Here is a 15379-nt window from a genome sequence, read left to right as displayed (position 1 = left end):
CCCTATCCAAAATTATCGGCTCAGCCAACGCCTAGGATTACTGGGTTTGCCTTTATAGCGTATTGCGAAGTAGAGACCATCTTGATCACGCCCTCCACTGTTTCCAGCCGTAGCAATCAGATCACCACGCCCGACCCAGTCACCGGTTTCCAACAGCAGGCTCTGGTTATAGCCATACAGGCTCATATAACCATCACCATGATCAATTATAATGACCAGCCCGTAACCTCGTAGCCAATCAGAAAAAACCACCCGACCATGATGAACTGCCTTGACCGAAGCGGCTGCTTTGGCTTGAATCCAGATGCCATCATAGCTGATATTATTGGTCACCGTACCAAAATTCTGCCTGACACGCCCCTTCAATGGCCAGGGTAACTTTCCTTTTAACTGGCGGAAGGATTTATCTGTTTTGACCAACGTAGCAAAATTCAGACTCTCTTCAATCTCAAGCAAGATCGCTTTCAAGCGTTCCTGATCTAATCGCAGCTGCTTCAGCTGGTTATCCCCTGCAGAGAGGGTCTGCTTCAACTTCGCCAGCGTATCTGCCCGCTGCTGCTGGGTACGCCTAAGTGAACTTACCTCCTCACGAAGCTGGTCACGTTTAGACACCATCGTCTGCTCAGTTTCTGTCAACTCACGTTCAGTACCGGATAACTCTGAAAGTTTTTGACGATAAGCCCGCATATCACGCTGGAGGGCCTGATTAACATAATCATAATAGCGGATCTGGCGATCAAGAGTTTCAGGGTCACGTTGCGTCAGAAGTAACCGCAATCTTGCCTGATTTCCCATTTTATATTGCTGAGCAATCTGCTTTTCAATCAGTGCTGCTCGCTTATGAAGCTCACTTTTTAACTTTTTCCGCTTTCCTTCCAACCCTTTGGCATGCACTCCCAGTCCAGACAGCTGCTTGTCCAGACTCTGGATCTGACGAGCAAGCTGACCGATTTTTACCTCATTTTTCCGAAGCTGCTGGCTCAACGCACGAGATTCGCCCTCCTGATTACGCATAGAGCTCTGTAGCGTGGAGATTTTGGAGTTTAATTTTTTTAACTGCTTCTCGGTCATCCCCTGCTTATCAGCCGCAGAGAGTGACACAGAAAGTAGTAGCAGAAAGAAGGTGAATAGAGATCGCAGCATAAGCACAATAAGAAAAAAGGGATAATCACTTATCCCTTTTTACCGTTAGATTCAGAAAGAAGCCAGAGAGCTTCCGCTCATCTCATCAGGCTGATCTAAGCCCATAAGCTCCAGTAGGGTTGGAGCCAGATCACAAAGCGCCCCATCTTTCAGCTTCAGAGCATCAGCACGAGGGCCATCATAGATCAGAGCTACCGGCCAGATAGTATGAGAAGTATGCGGTTGCCCCGTTTCCGGATTGACCATCAATTCAACATTACCATGATCTGCTGTAATCAACGCCTCCCCATCCACTTCACGCAGAGCGTTAAGCACCTGTTCAAGGCTATGATCTACAACTTCACACGCTTTCACCGCCGCATCAAACTTACCCGTATGACCCACCATATCGCCATTGGCGTAGTTACATACAATCAGATCAAACTGTCCGCTCTTGATCGCCTCTACCAGCTTTTCGGTGACCTCAGGGGCGCTCATCTCAGGCTGAAGGTCATATGTAGCAACATCTGGCGAGGGCACAAGAATACGCTCCTCTCCTGGATACACCTCTTCCTGCCCGCCATTAAAAAAGAAGGTCACATGGGCATACTTCTCTGTCTCAGCGATACGCAACTGAGTTTTACCCGCACCTGAGAGATACTCACCCAGATCATTTGAAATCGCTTGCGGCGGATAAGCACACTCAGCCTGAATATCTGCCGCGTACTGTGTCATCATGACGTAACTGCACAATGCAGGCTTAGCAGCTCTATCAAATCCAGAAAAATCATCATCTTCAGTAAATGCTCGAGTGATCTCCCGCGCCCGGTCTGGACGGAAATTCGCACAGATAATGGCATCACCATCAGCGACTCTGCCTTTGGCATTACCCTGATCATCAACAATCACCGTAGCCTGGACAAACTCATCATTCTCATCCCGGGCATATGCATCTTCCAGTGCCGCCAACGCAGACTGAGACTTAAAGGGCGCTTCACCCAGAGTCATCGCATCATAGCCCAGTTGCACGCGATCCCAACGGTTATCACGATCCATACTGAAATAGCGTCCGACAACTGTCGCAAACGAGCCAACACCCAACTCTGTAATCTTCTGTTCAGTACGCTCGATAGAGCTTTTAGCCGAACGTGGAGGCATATCACGGCCATCAAGAATCGCATGCACATAGAGCTTATCCGCACCACGTTTAACAGCCATCTCCATCAGCGCGAAAAGATGGTTCTCATGACTGTGCACTCCACCCGGAGAAAGCAGCCCCATAATATGGACGGCATTACCTGAGCTGATTGCACTATCCATCGCGTTAACAAGCGCAGCGTTTTCATAGAAATCCCCATCCTCGATCGCTTTAGAGATACGGGTAAAGTTCTGATAAACAATCCGGCCGGCACCGATATTCATATGCCCCACTTCAGAGTTACCCATCTGGCCATCGGGCAAACCCACCGCCATTCCAGAGGTCTGAATTTTCGCATTGGGGTTATTCGCCAAAAGACTATCCCATACGGGGGTATTAGCCGCCTGAATTGCGGAGGATTCAGAGCTTTCCACTCCATAACCATCAAGAATGATTAGAGCTTTCGTTGCGCGCTTTTGTGTCATATCTGTAGGATTCTGTCGTTAGCTTCGTAAAATGACCGACGATTTTACTTGAGAAGCCCCTTTAAGGCTAACGATTGCACAGAGGATATGAATAAATCAGCCTAATTACGCATATTACTCCTGCCCTCCCCTTATCCCGTTAAAAAACGCAAGGTATACTATGGCGCCTCAAGAGTAGATTAATCGTATTTTATCGGCCAACTAATGGCCTAATCTGGATGAGAAATGGACCAAGCTATCGAGTTTATTAGCAACCACCCGTTTATGGTTGCGGCCTGGGTGTTGACCCTGGTGATGTTCCTTCTTTTTGAACGCAGCAAAGCAGGCAAAGCGGTCACCCCCGCTCAGGCAACCCAGCTGATCAATAAAGAGGATGCGGTGATCGTTGATATTCGTCCGAAGAAAGAGTGGGTCACCGGTCATATTACGAACGCAAAACATATTCCACTCAGCGATCTGGATCGCCGTATGGATGAACTAAGCAAGTACCAACAGCGCCCTGTTATAGTGGTCTGCAATCTTGGTCAGGCTGCCAGCACAGCTACAAAGAAATTAAAAGCGGCTGGTTTTGTAAACGCTGTTCGTCTATCTGGCGGTATGACCGAATGGAAAGGTCAAAGCCTGCCCATCGTTAAGTAAGATACCATGATGAAAGACGTAACAATCTATACCACTACCTGGTGCCCCTTCTGTATCCGCGCCAAAATGCTGCTGGATAAGAAACAGATCGAATACAACGAAATCAAGGTTGATGGCGATCTTCAGAAACGCCAGGAGATGGCAAAGCTAAGCGGCGGCCACACCGTGCCACAAATATTTATCGGCGAGACGCCTATCGGTGGCTGTGATGACATGTTTGCTCTTGAACGCCAGGGCAAACTTGATGAGCTGCTTCACGCCCACTAATCTCTAAGAATAAGGATAAATCATGTCTGAGAATGAACAGAACACCGCTTCCCAGGAAGCTCAAGCACCACAATTTTCCGTACAACGTGTTTACATTAAAGATTCATCTTTTGAGTCTCCAAACGCACCAGAAATTTTCATGTCGCCCTGGCAGCCAGAAGTTGGCCTTGAGATGAATACTCAAACCTCTCAGCTAGGTGATAATGCATTTGAAGTGACGCTGACTCTGACCGTAACGGTTAAGAACGATGAGAAGACAGCATTTCTGGTTGAGCTACAGCAGGCTGGCATCTTTACAATCTCTGGTCTGGGTGAACAGGAGATGCATCATACTCTGGGTGCGTTCTGTCCAAGCATCCTGTTCCCATATGCTCGCGAAGCGATCGATAGCATGGTGACTAAAGCAAGCTTCCCAGCTCTTATGCTAGCACCTGTAAATTTTGATGCTTTGTATGCTCAGCAGATGGCTCAGGCACAACAGGAAGCCGCCGAAGCCCAGCACTGATTTAGCACACGCTAAAAAAAACGGAGCACATGCTCCGTTTTTTTATGCTTAAAGCCTGAATAGCTAACCATTGACCAAAGAGAGGCTTTGCAGTATCTGATCTGCCTTGCCAGCATCGATGATATGTTTCAGCTTAACGGATGGCAGAGGCACAATACTCACCAATGAAGTCGCAGGCACAGCAAAGGTCTGATCAAATGAGGTCTCCAGCTGGTCAGACAACATCACGACAGGCAATATCTGATCCTTGAGCGTCTGGATATTCACTTGCTGCTCAGCATTACCCAGTAATACAACCTTGCGGTGAAGATGATCTGTAGCCTCCAGCTTAAACAGCGATTCTGATTGTTCAGATGTAAATGCATCAATTCGTACGATAATAAAGCCATGCTGCATGCAAAATACCACCACCTAAAAGATATATTTACTATAGCCCTTCAATCTTACTCAGCGCCAGCAAAATCCAACTGTCGCCACGCCTCATAGACAACAACAGCACATGCATTGGAAAGGTTCATACTACGGCTCCCCTCCCTCATTGGCATACGGAGCCATTGATCAACAGGCAAAGCCTCCCTCACCTCAACGGGCAAGCCACGAGTTTCAGGCCCAAGCAACAATACATCCCCTGCTGCAAAATCAGCCTCAACATGGCTGCGCTGACCTTTTGTTGTCAAAGCCCACACTTTTCTAGGCTGTATTTTTTCCAGACAACTTGAAAGGTCAGGATGGACCTCCACGGCAGCAAATTCATGATAATCAAGTCCTGCACGGCGTAAGCGCTTATCATCAAAATCAAACCCCAAAGGCTCAACCAGGTGCAGATGAAACCCTGTATTTGCGCAGAGCCTGATAATATTTCCGGTATTCGGTGGTATCTCTGGCTCAAACAGAACTACATGCAGCATAAAAAAATCCCCGTCACAAAATGCTCGGGGGATTATATAGGAATTCAAACCGGGATACTGATCGATTAAATGAGACTAGGCGACATCCTGATCTTCATGTTTACCCTCATCCATACCCAACTCTTTAATTTTACGTGTTAGTGTATTACGCCCCCATCCCAGTAGTTCTGAAGCATCACGACGTCGACCTGCTGTATGCTTTAGAGCAGTTTCGATCATAATCTTTTCAAAGGCCGGTACCGCCGTATCCAGAAGCGCTTTATGACCAATACTTAACTGCTGATCAGCCCAATTTTTAAGAGCCTGTTCCCAGTTACTGCTCAATACCATCTCGGCGCCAGACTGCTCCATCAGCTCAGGTGGTAAGTCATCTATTAATACCTCGCGCCCGGTAGCCATCACCGTTAGCCATCGACAGGTATTCTCAAGCTGCCTGACATTGCCTGGCCATGCAAGATTACAGATGTAACTCTCTGTATCTGCTGCCAGAATTTTAGGTTCTACCTCTAACTCCTCTGCAGATATATTCAGAAAATGCCGGGCCAATCGCGGAATATCTTCCCGTCGCTCTGCAAGTTTAGGAAGATGAACCCGGATCACATTTAATCGGTGGAACAGGTCTTCACGGAAGCGCCCCTCCTCGACCAATTTTTCAAGATTTTGATGGGTCGCCGCTATAATTCTCACATCAACCTTTACCGCCGTATGACCACCCACGCGATAGAACTCACTGTCAGCCAAAACTCGCAACAGTCGTGTTTGAGCATCAGCGGGCATATCCCCAATCTCATCCAGAAACAGCGTTCCGCCATCAGCCTGCTCAAAACGCCCATGACGTGCCGCTGCAGCTCCGGTAAAAGCGCCTTTTTCATGACCAAACAATTCAGATTCAATCAGGTCATGCGGTATTGCTGCCATATTCAGCGGTATAAAGGGCTTATCCCTGCGAGGGCTATGCTTATGCAGGGCATGCGCAACCAGCTCCTTGCCGGTTCCAGAGTCCCCGTTGATCAATACCGTAATGTTTGATTGCGACAAGCGACCGATAGCCCGGAAAACTTCCTGCATTGCAGGAGCCTCACCGATAATTTCAGTACTGTCTTCAAGTACCTGTTCAACAACCTGTTCGCGCTGCTCGATAGCATGTGCTAACGCTCGCTTAGTAAGAGCAACAGCCTCATCCACATCGAACGGTTTGGGCAGATACTCAAACGCACCTCCCTGATAGGAAGCCACTGCAGACTCCAGATCCGAGTGCGCGGTCATAATAATAATCGGCACCTCTGGATGACTTTCCTGAATCTTCTCCAGAAGCTGCAATCCATCTGTACCCGGCATACGGATATCACTGATAATGGCATCCGGTGCACTCTGTTCCATACGTCGTAGGAGTGCGTCTGCAGTTTCAAAAGCCTCAGTATTAAAACCTTCAGCGGAGAGCGCCTTTTCTAACACCCAACGGATAGAACGATCATCGTCGACAATCCAGATTTTACCTGACAGATTCATGGTTCAGCTCCAATGGTATAAACAGTTGAAATTTAGTTTCTCCAGGTCGTGTATCACACTCAATCAACCCCTGATGTTGATTGATGATTGACTGTGCGATAGAAAGACCAAGTCCGGTCCCCTCTGCCCGCCCACTGACCATGGGGTAGAAGATCTTGCTTAAGATATCTTCAGGAATTCCGGGGCCGTTATCTACGATCTCCACACTACAAACCAGTCGATGCTTTTCGGCGCCCAACGTGATCTGACGGAATGCTCGAGTTTTAATGCTGATTGAGGGATCATCCGTACCCGCTGCCTGCATCGCTTGCATACTATTCCGAACGATATTCAGTACCGCCTGAATCAATTGTTCAGCGTCACCGGTAAATTCAGGAATACTCGGATCGTAATCACGCTGTATATCAAGCTTTCCTCGGGATTCAGCCTCGACCAGCTGACAAACACGTTCGAGAATGGCATGAATATTCACAGCTTCCAGCTTGGGTAACTTTCTTGGTCCCAACAGACGATCAACCAGATTACGCAGCCGATCGGCCTCTTCAATAATTACATGGGTATAATCGTGCAATGACGGATCTGCCAACTCACGCTCTAAAAGCTGCGCTGCGCCCCGAATTCCACCTAGTGGGTTTTTAATTTCATGCGCCATCCCCCGCACCAGAGAACGAGCAGTAGCATGCTGTGTGAGAAGATCTTCCTCACGCTCAATTCGCATCAATCGATCCCTGGCTTCAATCTCAATCAGCAACTGCTTTCCGCCTGACATAAACAGCGGGTTAATGCTGTAATCAACCGTCAGATGATCCCCGCCCTGAGTAACTAATTTCGCTTCCCGCCGGGTATAAGGGTGCCCGGTATCAAGACATGTTTGCAGATCCTTATGGCCCTCCTGCTCAGGAGAGAACCAATCTGTTACAGAGACCTGTGACAGACGACGCAAACTGGCTTGCATCAGCATCTCTGCTGCAGGGTTAGCGTATTTGACTACCATATGGTGATCCAGCAAAACCACCGCAGTTGAGAGGTTTTCCAGTATTTGTTTATGTAACTCTACTTTAGACATTGGCTGCTACTCTCTATCCTTGAATTTACTACTGCAAAATACAAACCAAGTTTCAGCAGATGACCCGATCCATGACAGAGCCGATAATTAAAGGCCCACCACACCTCTAGTCTAGCTGGCCCCAACCATAAATGCACTATATTGGTGCACACAGAACCAGACGGTGCACAGGCAAGCACCTGTAGAGAGCATAGTCGATTCACAATCAACACAGGCACTATCAAAAAAGCAAAAAAAAGCCTCCACAAGGGAGGCTTTTTTCAGCAGTAAGTTAACTTATACAGAGTAGTACAGGTCAAATTCAACTGGGTGAGTAGTCATGTTCACCTTCTCAACTTCTTCACGCTTCAGCTCAATGAAAGCGTCCAGCATGTCGTCAGTGAATACACCACCTGCTGTCAGGAACTCACGGTCATTTTCCAGAGCATCCAGAGCTTCTTCCAGAGATGCAGCAACCTGTGGAATCTCAGCTGCTTCTTCAGCTGGCAGATCGTAAAGGTCTTTATCTGCAGCATCGCCAGGGTGGATCTTGTTCTTAATACCGTCAAGACCTGCCATCATCAGTGCAGCAAAGCACAGGTATGGGTTAGCGGATGGATCAGGGAAACGAGCTTCTACACGACGTGCTTTAGGGTTAGTCACGTATGGAATACGGATAGACGCAGAACGGTTACGAGCAGAGTAAGCCAGCATTACTGGAGCTTCAAAGCCAGGAACCAGACGCTTGTATGCGTTAGTAGAAGAGTTAGTCAGAGCATTCAGCGCTTTAGCATGCTTGATGATACCACCGATGTAGTACAGAGCAGTTTCAGACATGCCCGCATATGCATCACCTGCGAACAGGTTAACACCGTCTTTAGACAGAGACATGTGTACGTGCATACCAGAACCGTTATCGCCAACAAGAGGCTTAGGCATGAAGGTTGCAGTTTTGCCGTAAGCATGTGCAACGTTATGTACACAGTATTTCAGAACCTGAACTTCATCCGCTTTGTTAGTCAGCGTGTTAGGGCCTACACCAATTTCACACTGACCTGCAGTAGCAACTTCGTGATGGTGCACTTCAATCTCTAGGTCCATTGCTTCCATCGCGTCACACATAGCGCCACGCAGATCATGCAGGGAATCGATTGGAGGAACTGGGAAGTAACCACCTTTAACACGTGGACGGTGACCAGTATTACCGCCTTCGATCTTGTGGCTAGATGCCCAAGATGCTTCTTCAGAAGCGATAGTGTAGCCACAGCCACTGATATCAGCATGCCATTTAACTTCGTCAAATACGAAGAACTCTGGCTCTGGGCCAAACATTGCAGTGTCAGCAATACCTGTTGATTTCAGGTACTCTTCAGCACGTTTAGCGACAGAACGTGGATCACGCTCATAACCCTGGCCCGTTGCTGGCTCAACAATGTTACAACGTACGATGACAGTTGTTGCTTCAGAGAATGGATCCAGCAGAGTCGCACTGTCTTCCGGCATCAGGATCATGTCGGAATCGTTAATACCTTTCCAACCTGAGATGGATGAACCATCGAACATTTTACCTTCTTCAAAGAAGTCATCGCCCATGTCGGAAACTGGGATAGTTACGTGCTGCTCTTTACCGTGAGAATCGGTGAAACGCAGGTCAACCCACTTAGCATTGCTTTCTTTGATCAGATTCAGAGTCTTCTCTGACATGTGACTTTCTCCACTTTGTAATTACTAGACTGGATTATGATCAGTCTTGAGAAATCAGAATTAATTATCGGTGAAACAGATAAGCAACAGGCATGCCAGAGTTCTATACATGGTAAAACACTGATTTTTAGGGCCTGTTTACTCTTTATACCCTTCTCCACCTGCACCAAAAAAGAGCGCATCAATTATTGGCGCACCATAATAGTGCAGAGCGTAGATTTTCAACTCGCACTCTCACCACCACCGCTCAATAATACTCCAACCACCTTAAAAACGCCTACCTTAAAACGCCTGTTTTCTACTTATTTGTCACCCAGATCAATAGCCCATCCGAGCATTAAATAACTAATCAAAAGAACCTGCCTTTTTTGTCTAAGAAATATGCAGTAATTTCCCCATAAACACGTATAATTCCGCATTCGCAAAAATATCTCACAGGTATACACACGTGATCGAAAAGCTAAGAAATATCGCTATCATCGCGCACGTTGACCACGGTAAAACAACACTGGTCGACAAGCTGCTGTCCCAATCAGGTACATTGGGCCGTCGTGATGAGGGTACTGAGCGCATCATGGACTCCAATGATCAGGAGAAAGAGCGCGGCATTACCATTCTGGCAAAAAATACTGCCATTACATGGAACGACTACCGCATCAACATTGTTGATACTCCGGGGCATGCTGACTTCGGTGGTGAAGTAGAACGCGTACTGTCCATGGTTGACTGTGTATGTCTGCTGGTTGACGCTGTTGATGGCCCGATGCCTCAAACTCGTTTTGTTACCCAGAAGGCCTTCGACCAGGGCCTGCGCCCTATCGTTGTGGTTAACAAAGTCGACCGCCCAGGCTCACGTCCTGACTGGGTTATCGATCAAGTTTTCGAACTTTTCGATAGCTTAGGTGCAACCGATGAACAACTCGACTTCCCTATTGTTTACGCATCTGCGTTAAACGGAATCGCGGGTCTTGAGCCGGATGAGATGGCTGAAGACATGACACCGCTATTTGAAGCGATTGTCGAGCACGTAGCCCCTCCAGCAGTCGACCTGGACGGCCCTCTACAGATGCAAATTTCAGCTTTGGATTACAATAGCTACCTTGGCGTTATTGGTGTAGGCCGAATTAAGCGCGGCAACGTAGCGACAAATGCTCCAGTTAAGGTTATCGATCGCGAAGGCAAAGTTCGTAATGGCCGTATTCTGAAGATTATGGGCTATCACGGATTGGAACGTGTTGAAGTAGATTCTGCTCAGGCTGGCGATATCGTATGTATCACAGGTATTGATGCACTCAACATCTCTGACACAATCTGCCATCCCGACACCGTTGAAGCACTACCTGCTTTGAGTGTTGATGAACCAACTGTCTCCATGACATTCCAGGTTAACAACTCTCCGTTTGCAGGTCAGGACGGTAAATTCGTTACTAGTCGTAATATTAAAGAGCGTCTGGATCGCGAACTGATCCACAACGTAGCGTTGCGCGTTGAAGACGGGGATACTCCCGAGAAATTTAAAGTATCCGGCCGTGGTGAACTGCATCTGTCAGTACTGATTGAAACCATGCGCCGTGAAGGGTTCGAGCTTGGCGTTTCTCGCCCTGAGGTTGTTCAAAAAGAGGTGGATGGAGAGATCCACGAGCCTTATGAAGATGTAATGATCGATGTCGAAGACGAACACCAAGGCGCGATCATTGAAGAGCTCGGCAAGCGCAAAGGCGATATGACGAACATGGAGGTGGATGGAAAAGGTCGTTCACGCCTAAGCTTTATCATCCCGTCCAGGGGGCTTATTGGCTTCCGCTCACTATTCCTGACAATGACATCAGGTACAGGCATTATGACATCGGTATTCGATCACTATGGCCCCGTAAAAGAGGGTGAAGTTGAGAGCCGTAATAATGGTGTACTTGTATCCATGGTTACAGGTAAAGCCCTGGGTTACTCCTTATGGAATCTGCAAAGCCGCGGCCGCCTCTGCATCGAACCGAATATCGACGTGTACGAAGGCATGCTTTTGGGCATTCACAGCCGTAGTAATGACCTCGCAGTTAACCCGATTAAAGGCAAACAGCTGACAAACGTGCGTGCTTCGGGTACAGATGAAAACATCCAGCTGACACCTCCTGTGAAATTCACTCTGGAACAAGCACTGGATTTCATCGAAGATGATGAGCTGGTTGAGGTTACACCAAACCATATCCGCTTGCGTAAGAAGCTACTTAAAGAAAACGAGCGCAAACGCGCTAAAAACAAGTAAGTTACACTACAGAAAAAGGCAGCATTCGCTGCCTTTTTTATTGCCTGTCAGCATAGCCCCACTCCTTGAAGCACTTTATACTAATTCGCTTGGATATAACCGCTTTCTGGAGATAATATGCGCGCTCCCTATCCCGAAATACACCCTTACCATGAATTTCGGTTGCAGGTATCTGCGACACACAATCTCTATGTAGAAGAGAGCGGAAACCCGCAGGGGATACCAGTACTATTCATTCACGGTGGCCCGGGTGGCGGCTGCGCCCCCGCCCACCGCAGTTTTTTTGATCCCGAGAAGTACAGAATCATTCTTTTTGATCAACGGGGCTGTGGAAGATCAACACCTCACTCGGAATTATCAGAAAACACCACAACTGAACTGGTCGAAGATATCAGAAAAATAAAAGAGCATCTGGATATCGATCAGTGGTTGTTATTTGGTGGTTCCTGGGGATCTACGCTCAGCCTTCTGTACGCCCAATCATACCCTGAGCATGTATCTGGCATGATTCTAAGAGGAATATTCCTCTGCAGAGACGCAGATATTCAGTGGTTCTATCAACGTGGCGCGAGCGCGATTTTTCCTGATTACTGGAAGGATTATGAGCAGATAATTCCAGAAAGAGAGCGAGATAATATGCTACTCGCCTATTATAAGCGCCTGACATCAGATAACGAAATTGCACGAATGTCAGCTGCAAAAGCCTGGTCAATTTGGGAGGGTCGGTGCTCAACCTTAGATCCTAATCAAGACATAGTAGACCACTTCGCCGATCCCCATTTCGCACTGGCGATGGCAAGAATCGAAGCACACTATTTTATCAACAAGGCGTTTATCGAAGACAACCAGATCCTAAAAAACTGTCATAAGATAAGACAGATCAAAACAACAATCATACACGGCAGATATGACATGGTTTGTCCGGTAGAACAAGCCCTCGCACTCTATGAAGCACTACCGGATTCAGAGCTTCACATTGTTAGAGATGCAGGCCATTCGGCCTTCGAACGCGGGATTACAGACAACCTCATTCAGGCAACCGAACAGTTCGCCCTATCGATGGCTTAACGGCAGCTAGCTAAGGATAAAGCGTGAAAGCACTCATTCAACGTGTAAGTTCTGCATCAGTTGATGTAGATGGTCAAACGATCGGGGCTATCGATAAAGGACTATTGCTTCTTCTGGGTGTAGAAAAGAAAGACACCCAAAGCTCCGCTGATAAACTATTAAAAAAAGTCCTTGGATACCGGGTATTCCCAGATAACGAAGGCAAAATGAATCTGGACGTTCAAAGCACTGAAGGCGGCCTACTGATCGTCTCTCAGTTTACTCTGGTTGCTAATACTCAAAAGGGTTTGAGGCCTGGATTTTCATCAGGTGCTACTCCAGAACAGGGGGAACACCTCTATGACTATTTTGTATCCCAAGCACAACAGATCCATGCAAAGGTTGAAACAGGAGAATTCGGCGCAGATATGAAAGTATCGTTACTCAATGACGGTCCTGTCACGTTCCTGCTGGAGAGTTAGCTGCAGCAGACTGGTAAGTACGAATCAATACTTTCTCATCCGTATCTTCAAGCAAAGGGCGATGAAGCCTTGCTGCTCGGTAGTGCTCATTAAAAACATTAAAATAGGCACTCAGCAGCTCGGCACCTTCAATATCAGAAGTAACCCTCAACATTTCACTGGCAACTTCTGCTGTACACAACTGCCCTGGCACAGCGGCCTTCCTAAGCTTATAGATCGAACTAGCACTGGCTTCCGGCTGAATTACCGGTAGTTCGTCCAGATAACGACTATGCCGAAACATCCTTCTTGCCTGACGCCAAGTACCATCAAGAATGATAAAGACTGGTTTTTTCCCTGCTTTACTAACAAATGGAACCATACGCTCCTCATAACCAGCGCCCTCGGGAAAAACAATATACGGGTCGATATCAGGCGCTTGAATTGCAGCAATAAACTCATTACAAGGCGCTGTGCGTGACCATATAAACCGGCGCGTACCCTCAAGGCAATTCTCAATGAGACGGCCAGTATTAGTCGGCTTGAATGATTCATTATGGTGCATTAGCAGGTAGAAATCGGCTACGGCAGGATATCTAATCCGATAACTGCAGATACATACACGAGAGGCCAACAAACATGCTGGGCAACGGGAAACTCGAGATCCCCTGGCAACAAAAGGTTTATACATAGCTATTGAACAGTAGTTGATGATGGGGAATGGTCAAACAGATGAGACGCAACTCCCCAATCTAGCTCCTGCGCACCCTTGTGCATCAGGTGCAGAATCTGATGCAGCTCTTCATAACTAAGAATACTCATGGCAACTGCCTGATCAGTATTGGCAAAAAACATTAGCCGATACCTTCCAGATTGGTGACTGATGTCCAAGCGGGTCAGTAATGAACCGCTTTGAGCTATCACGTGCTGTTGTTCCGCCTGAACCGAAGCTTGATGCTGAGCTTGATCGTGATGGAACTGAGCAATCTGAAGTTTATGATTAACTGCTGCTTCAGAGACAACCCCAGAAGTTAAACTCACCAACTCTGGAGCCGCATTAAGCAAACGCAGGACCAATTTTCGGGTTAACCAGAGATCTATGCGCTGCTGCCCATTACTGAAATTACCGATCAGAAGTATACGATCTTCCACGTGATCGTATGTGAAAGTAAACGCAGCTATATTAAGCACTCATACAACCTTAGCAGTGGCTATGAATAGGAACAGATCGCGATTTCGATCAACCTAAGACTAATTATAGTCCCTCAGGGTTTGCGGGCCGCCAAAGGATGCCGTAATTTGTAACGGATAGCAATTTGGAATTGAAAAACATGTCATCAGTAGTCCCTCAAGCCACTAGCTACATTATCCCAGCACGCCCTGAAGTACTTATCCAGCTAACAGAAGAACTAAGACTCAAGGAACCAGATCAATCCAAGCTAACACAGCTGATTAAGCAAGATGTTGCACTATTCACCTCAGTCATTGCGACTGTGAACTCAGCTTACTACGCCCGTAGCGTTGAGATCACCTCCGTGGAACGTGCCATTTCGATTCTTGGGGTTAAACGTATTTTTAATATTGTGCAGCTAGCCGCGTTACGAAACAGCTTATCAGCAATTGGCCCTTTGGAGCGCTTCTGGGATACCGCCACTGATGTGGCTAAAGTCAGCGCAAAGCTCTCAAAAAAACTCGCGAAGCTCAATCAAGATGATGCCTATACCCTGGGGATGTTGCATGACTGCGGAATACCCCTCATGCTTCAATCTAATTCAGACTTCAAAGACTTTCTTCGCAGCATGAACGGTCGTAGCCTGGCAGAGATTCATAACAGAGAGCTAGAACGTTATGGTATTAGCCATTACAACCTATGCGCTGAGCTTGCCAAGAAATGGAACATAAACAACAATATGGCGGAAGCGATTTCACGCCAGCCTGTTTATGAAGCGACATTCACAGAGGCCGCAGATGAAAATGAACAGATGCGATTTAGCCTTTGCCTATTGATGCTAGCTAGAGATATAAGTGATATCTACAGACACTTCTGGCGCATACCAGATACGAAAGAACCGCTAGTTAAACTAGAACCGATGTTAAATTTCCTAGGCATTAGTGATTATGAATATGCTGACATCAAAGAAGATATCCTACACGAACTCTCATTTGAGCAATAACCAACACAACTCACGAGCCATTCACTTGGTTCTCTAGCCCTAAAACGAAAAAGCCCCGATCACTGGGTGACCGGGGCTTTCTCTTAATTAAATGCTTGGCGATGACCTACTCTCA

16 protein-coding genes are annotated in these 15379 nt (G+C 47.2%); 7 read left to right on the top strand and 9 right to left on the bottom strand.

Translation table 11 applies throughout. The features are described 5' to 3' along the window. Nucleotides 1–12: 12 nt before the first annotated feature. Both Q0882_RS16150 and gpmI read right to left on the bottom strand, forming a co-directional pair. Nucleotides 13–1143 (bottom strand): peptidoglycan DD-metalloendopeptidase family protein, encoded by a 1131-nt coding sequence (locus Q0882_RS16150; protein WP_299183855.1) that lies wholly within the window; start codon nucleotides 1141–1143, stop codon nucleotides 13–15. Nucleotides 1144–1194: 51 nt separating this feature from the next. After that, nucleotides 1195–2745 carry a 2,3-bisphosphoglycerate-independent phosphoglycerate mutase gene (gene gpmI, locus Q0882_RS16145; protein WP_299183852.1) on the bottom strand — a complete coding sequence of 517 codons (1551 nt, stop codon included), beginning with the start codon at nucleotides 2743–2745 and terminating at the stop codon, nucleotides 1195–1197. 225 nt (nucleotides 2746–2970) lie between these two features. Between gpmI and Q0882_RS16140 the strand changes: the two genes are divergently transcribed. The 3 genes from Q0882_RS16140 to secB are packed head-to-tail and all read left to right on the top strand — an operon-like array spanning nucleotide 2971 to nucleotide 4156. Further along, on the top strand, nucleotides 2971–3384 hold the full coding sequence (locus tag Q0882_RS16140) for a rhodanese-like domain-containing protein (RefSeq protein WP_299183849.1): 414 nt from the start codon (nucleotides 2971–2973) through the stop codon (nucleotides 3382–3384). Between the two features lie 9 nt (nucleotides 3385–3393). Further along, on the top strand, nucleotides 3394–3651 hold the full coding sequence (grxC, locus tag Q0882_RS16135) for a glutaredoxin 3 (protein ID WP_299183926.1): 258 nt from the start codon (nucleotides 3394–3396) through the stop codon (nucleotides 3649–3651). Between the two features lie 22 nt (nucleotides 3652–3673). Further along, on the top strand, nucleotides 3674–4156 hold the full coding sequence (gene secB, locus Q0882_RS16130; protein WP_299183846.1) for a protein-export chaperone SecB: 483 nt from the start codon (nucleotides 3674–3676) through the stop codon (nucleotides 4154–4156). A gap of 63 nt (nucleotides 4157–4219) precedes the next feature. On the opposite strand, the gene Q0882_RS16125 is transcribed toward secB, so the two are convergent. The 5 genes from Q0882_RS16125 to glnA form a co-directional block, all read right to left on the bottom strand. Continuing rightward, on the bottom strand, nucleotides 4220–4552 hold the full coding sequence (locus tag Q0882_RS16125; RefSeq protein WP_299183843.1) for a hypothetical protein: 333 nt from the start codon (nucleotides 4550–4552) through the stop codon (nucleotides 4220–4222). Nucleotides 4553–4599: 47 nt separating this feature from the next. Further along, on the bottom strand, nucleotides 4600–5064 hold the full coding sequence (gene trmL / locus Q0882_RS16120) for a tRNA (uridine(34)/cytosine(34)/5-carboxymethylaminomethyluridine(34)-2'-O)-methyltransferase TrmL (RefSeq protein ID WP_299183840.1): 465 nt from the start codon (nucleotides 5062–5064) through the stop codon (nucleotides 4600–4602). A 75-nt stretch (nucleotides 5065–5139) separates the two neighbouring features. Next, complete coding sequence (gene glnG / locus Q0882_RS16115) at nucleotides 5140–6573, bottom strand: nitrogen regulation protein NR(I) (RefSeq protein WP_299183837.1); 1434 nt, start codon at nucleotides 6571–6573, stop codon at nucleotides 5140–5142. Next, nucleotides 6557–7639: a nitrogen regulation protein NR(II) gene (gene glnL, locus Q0882_RS16110; protein WP_299183834.1), complete on the bottom strand. Its 1083-nt coding sequence runs from the start codon at nucleotides 7637–7639 to the stop codon at nucleotides 6557–6559. Before glnL ends, glnG begins: the two co-directional genes overlap by 17 nt. A 276-nt stretch (nucleotides 7640–7915) precedes the next feature. Continuing rightward, nucleotides 7916–9322 (bottom strand): glutamate--ammonia ligase, encoded by a 1407-nt coding sequence (glnA, locus tag Q0882_RS16105; protein WP_299183831.1) that lies wholly within the window; start codon nucleotides 9320–9322, stop codon nucleotides 7916–7918. A gap of 448 nt (nucleotides 9323–9770) precedes the next feature. Between glnA and typA the strand changes: the two genes are divergently transcribed. The 3 genes from typA to dtd all read left to right on the top strand — a co-directional run bounded on the left by typA (nucleotide 9771) and on the right by dtd (nucleotide 13111). Next, entirely contained in the window at nucleotides 9771–11582 is a 1812-nt protein-coding gene (typA, locus tag Q0882_RS16100; protein WP_299183828.1) for a translational GTPase TypA, read from the top strand. Nucleotides 11583–11699: 117 nt separating this feature from the next. After that, entirely contained in the window at nucleotides 11700–12650 is a 951-nt protein-coding gene (gene pip / locus Q0882_RS16095; RefSeq protein ID WP_299183825.1) for a prolyl aminopeptidase, read from the top strand. Nucleotides 12651–12673: 23 nt separating this feature from the next. Then, complete coding sequence (dtd, locus tag Q0882_RS16090; protein ID WP_299183822.1) at nucleotides 12674–13111, top strand: D-aminoacyl-tRNA deacylase; 438 nt, start codon at nucleotides 12674–12676, stop codon at nucleotides 13109–13111. Here the strand turns inward: dtd and Q0882_RS16085 are convergent. Both Q0882_RS16085 and Q0882_RS16080 read right to left on the bottom strand, forming a co-directional pair. Beyond that, entirely contained in the window at nucleotides 13089–13781 is a 693-nt protein-coding gene (locus Q0882_RS16085) for a tRNA-uridine aminocarboxypropyltransferase (protein WP_299183820.1), read from the bottom strand. The genes dtd and Q0882_RS16085 overlap by 23 nt on opposite strands. 2 nt (nucleotides 13782–13783) lie before the next feature. Next, nucleotides 13784–14281 carry a hypothetical protein gene (locus tag Q0882_RS16080; protein WP_299183817.1) on the bottom strand — a complete coding sequence of 166 codons (498 nt, stop codon included), beginning with the start codon at nucleotides 14279–14281 and terminating at the stop codon, nucleotides 13784–13786. Between the two features lie 140 nt (nucleotides 14282–14421). Between Q0882_RS16080 and Q0882_RS16075 the strand changes: the two genes are divergently transcribed. Then, nucleotides 14422–15264 carry an HDOD domain-containing protein gene (locus Q0882_RS16075; RefSeq protein ID WP_299183814.1) on the top strand — a complete coding sequence of 281 codons (843 nt, stop codon included), beginning with the start codon at nucleotides 14422–14424 and terminating at the stop codon, nucleotides 15262–15264. Nucleotides 15265–15379 lie beyond the last annotated feature (115 nt).

It is taken from the genome of uncultured Neptuniibacter sp., assembly GCF_947498015.1.
Lineage (GTDB): Bacteria > Pseudomonadota > Gammaproteobacteria > Pseudomonadales > Balneatricaceae > Neptuniibacter.
The sequence above is the reverse complement of the archived record's forward strand: the minus strand, read 5'-3'. Positions and strand labels throughout refer to the sequence as shown.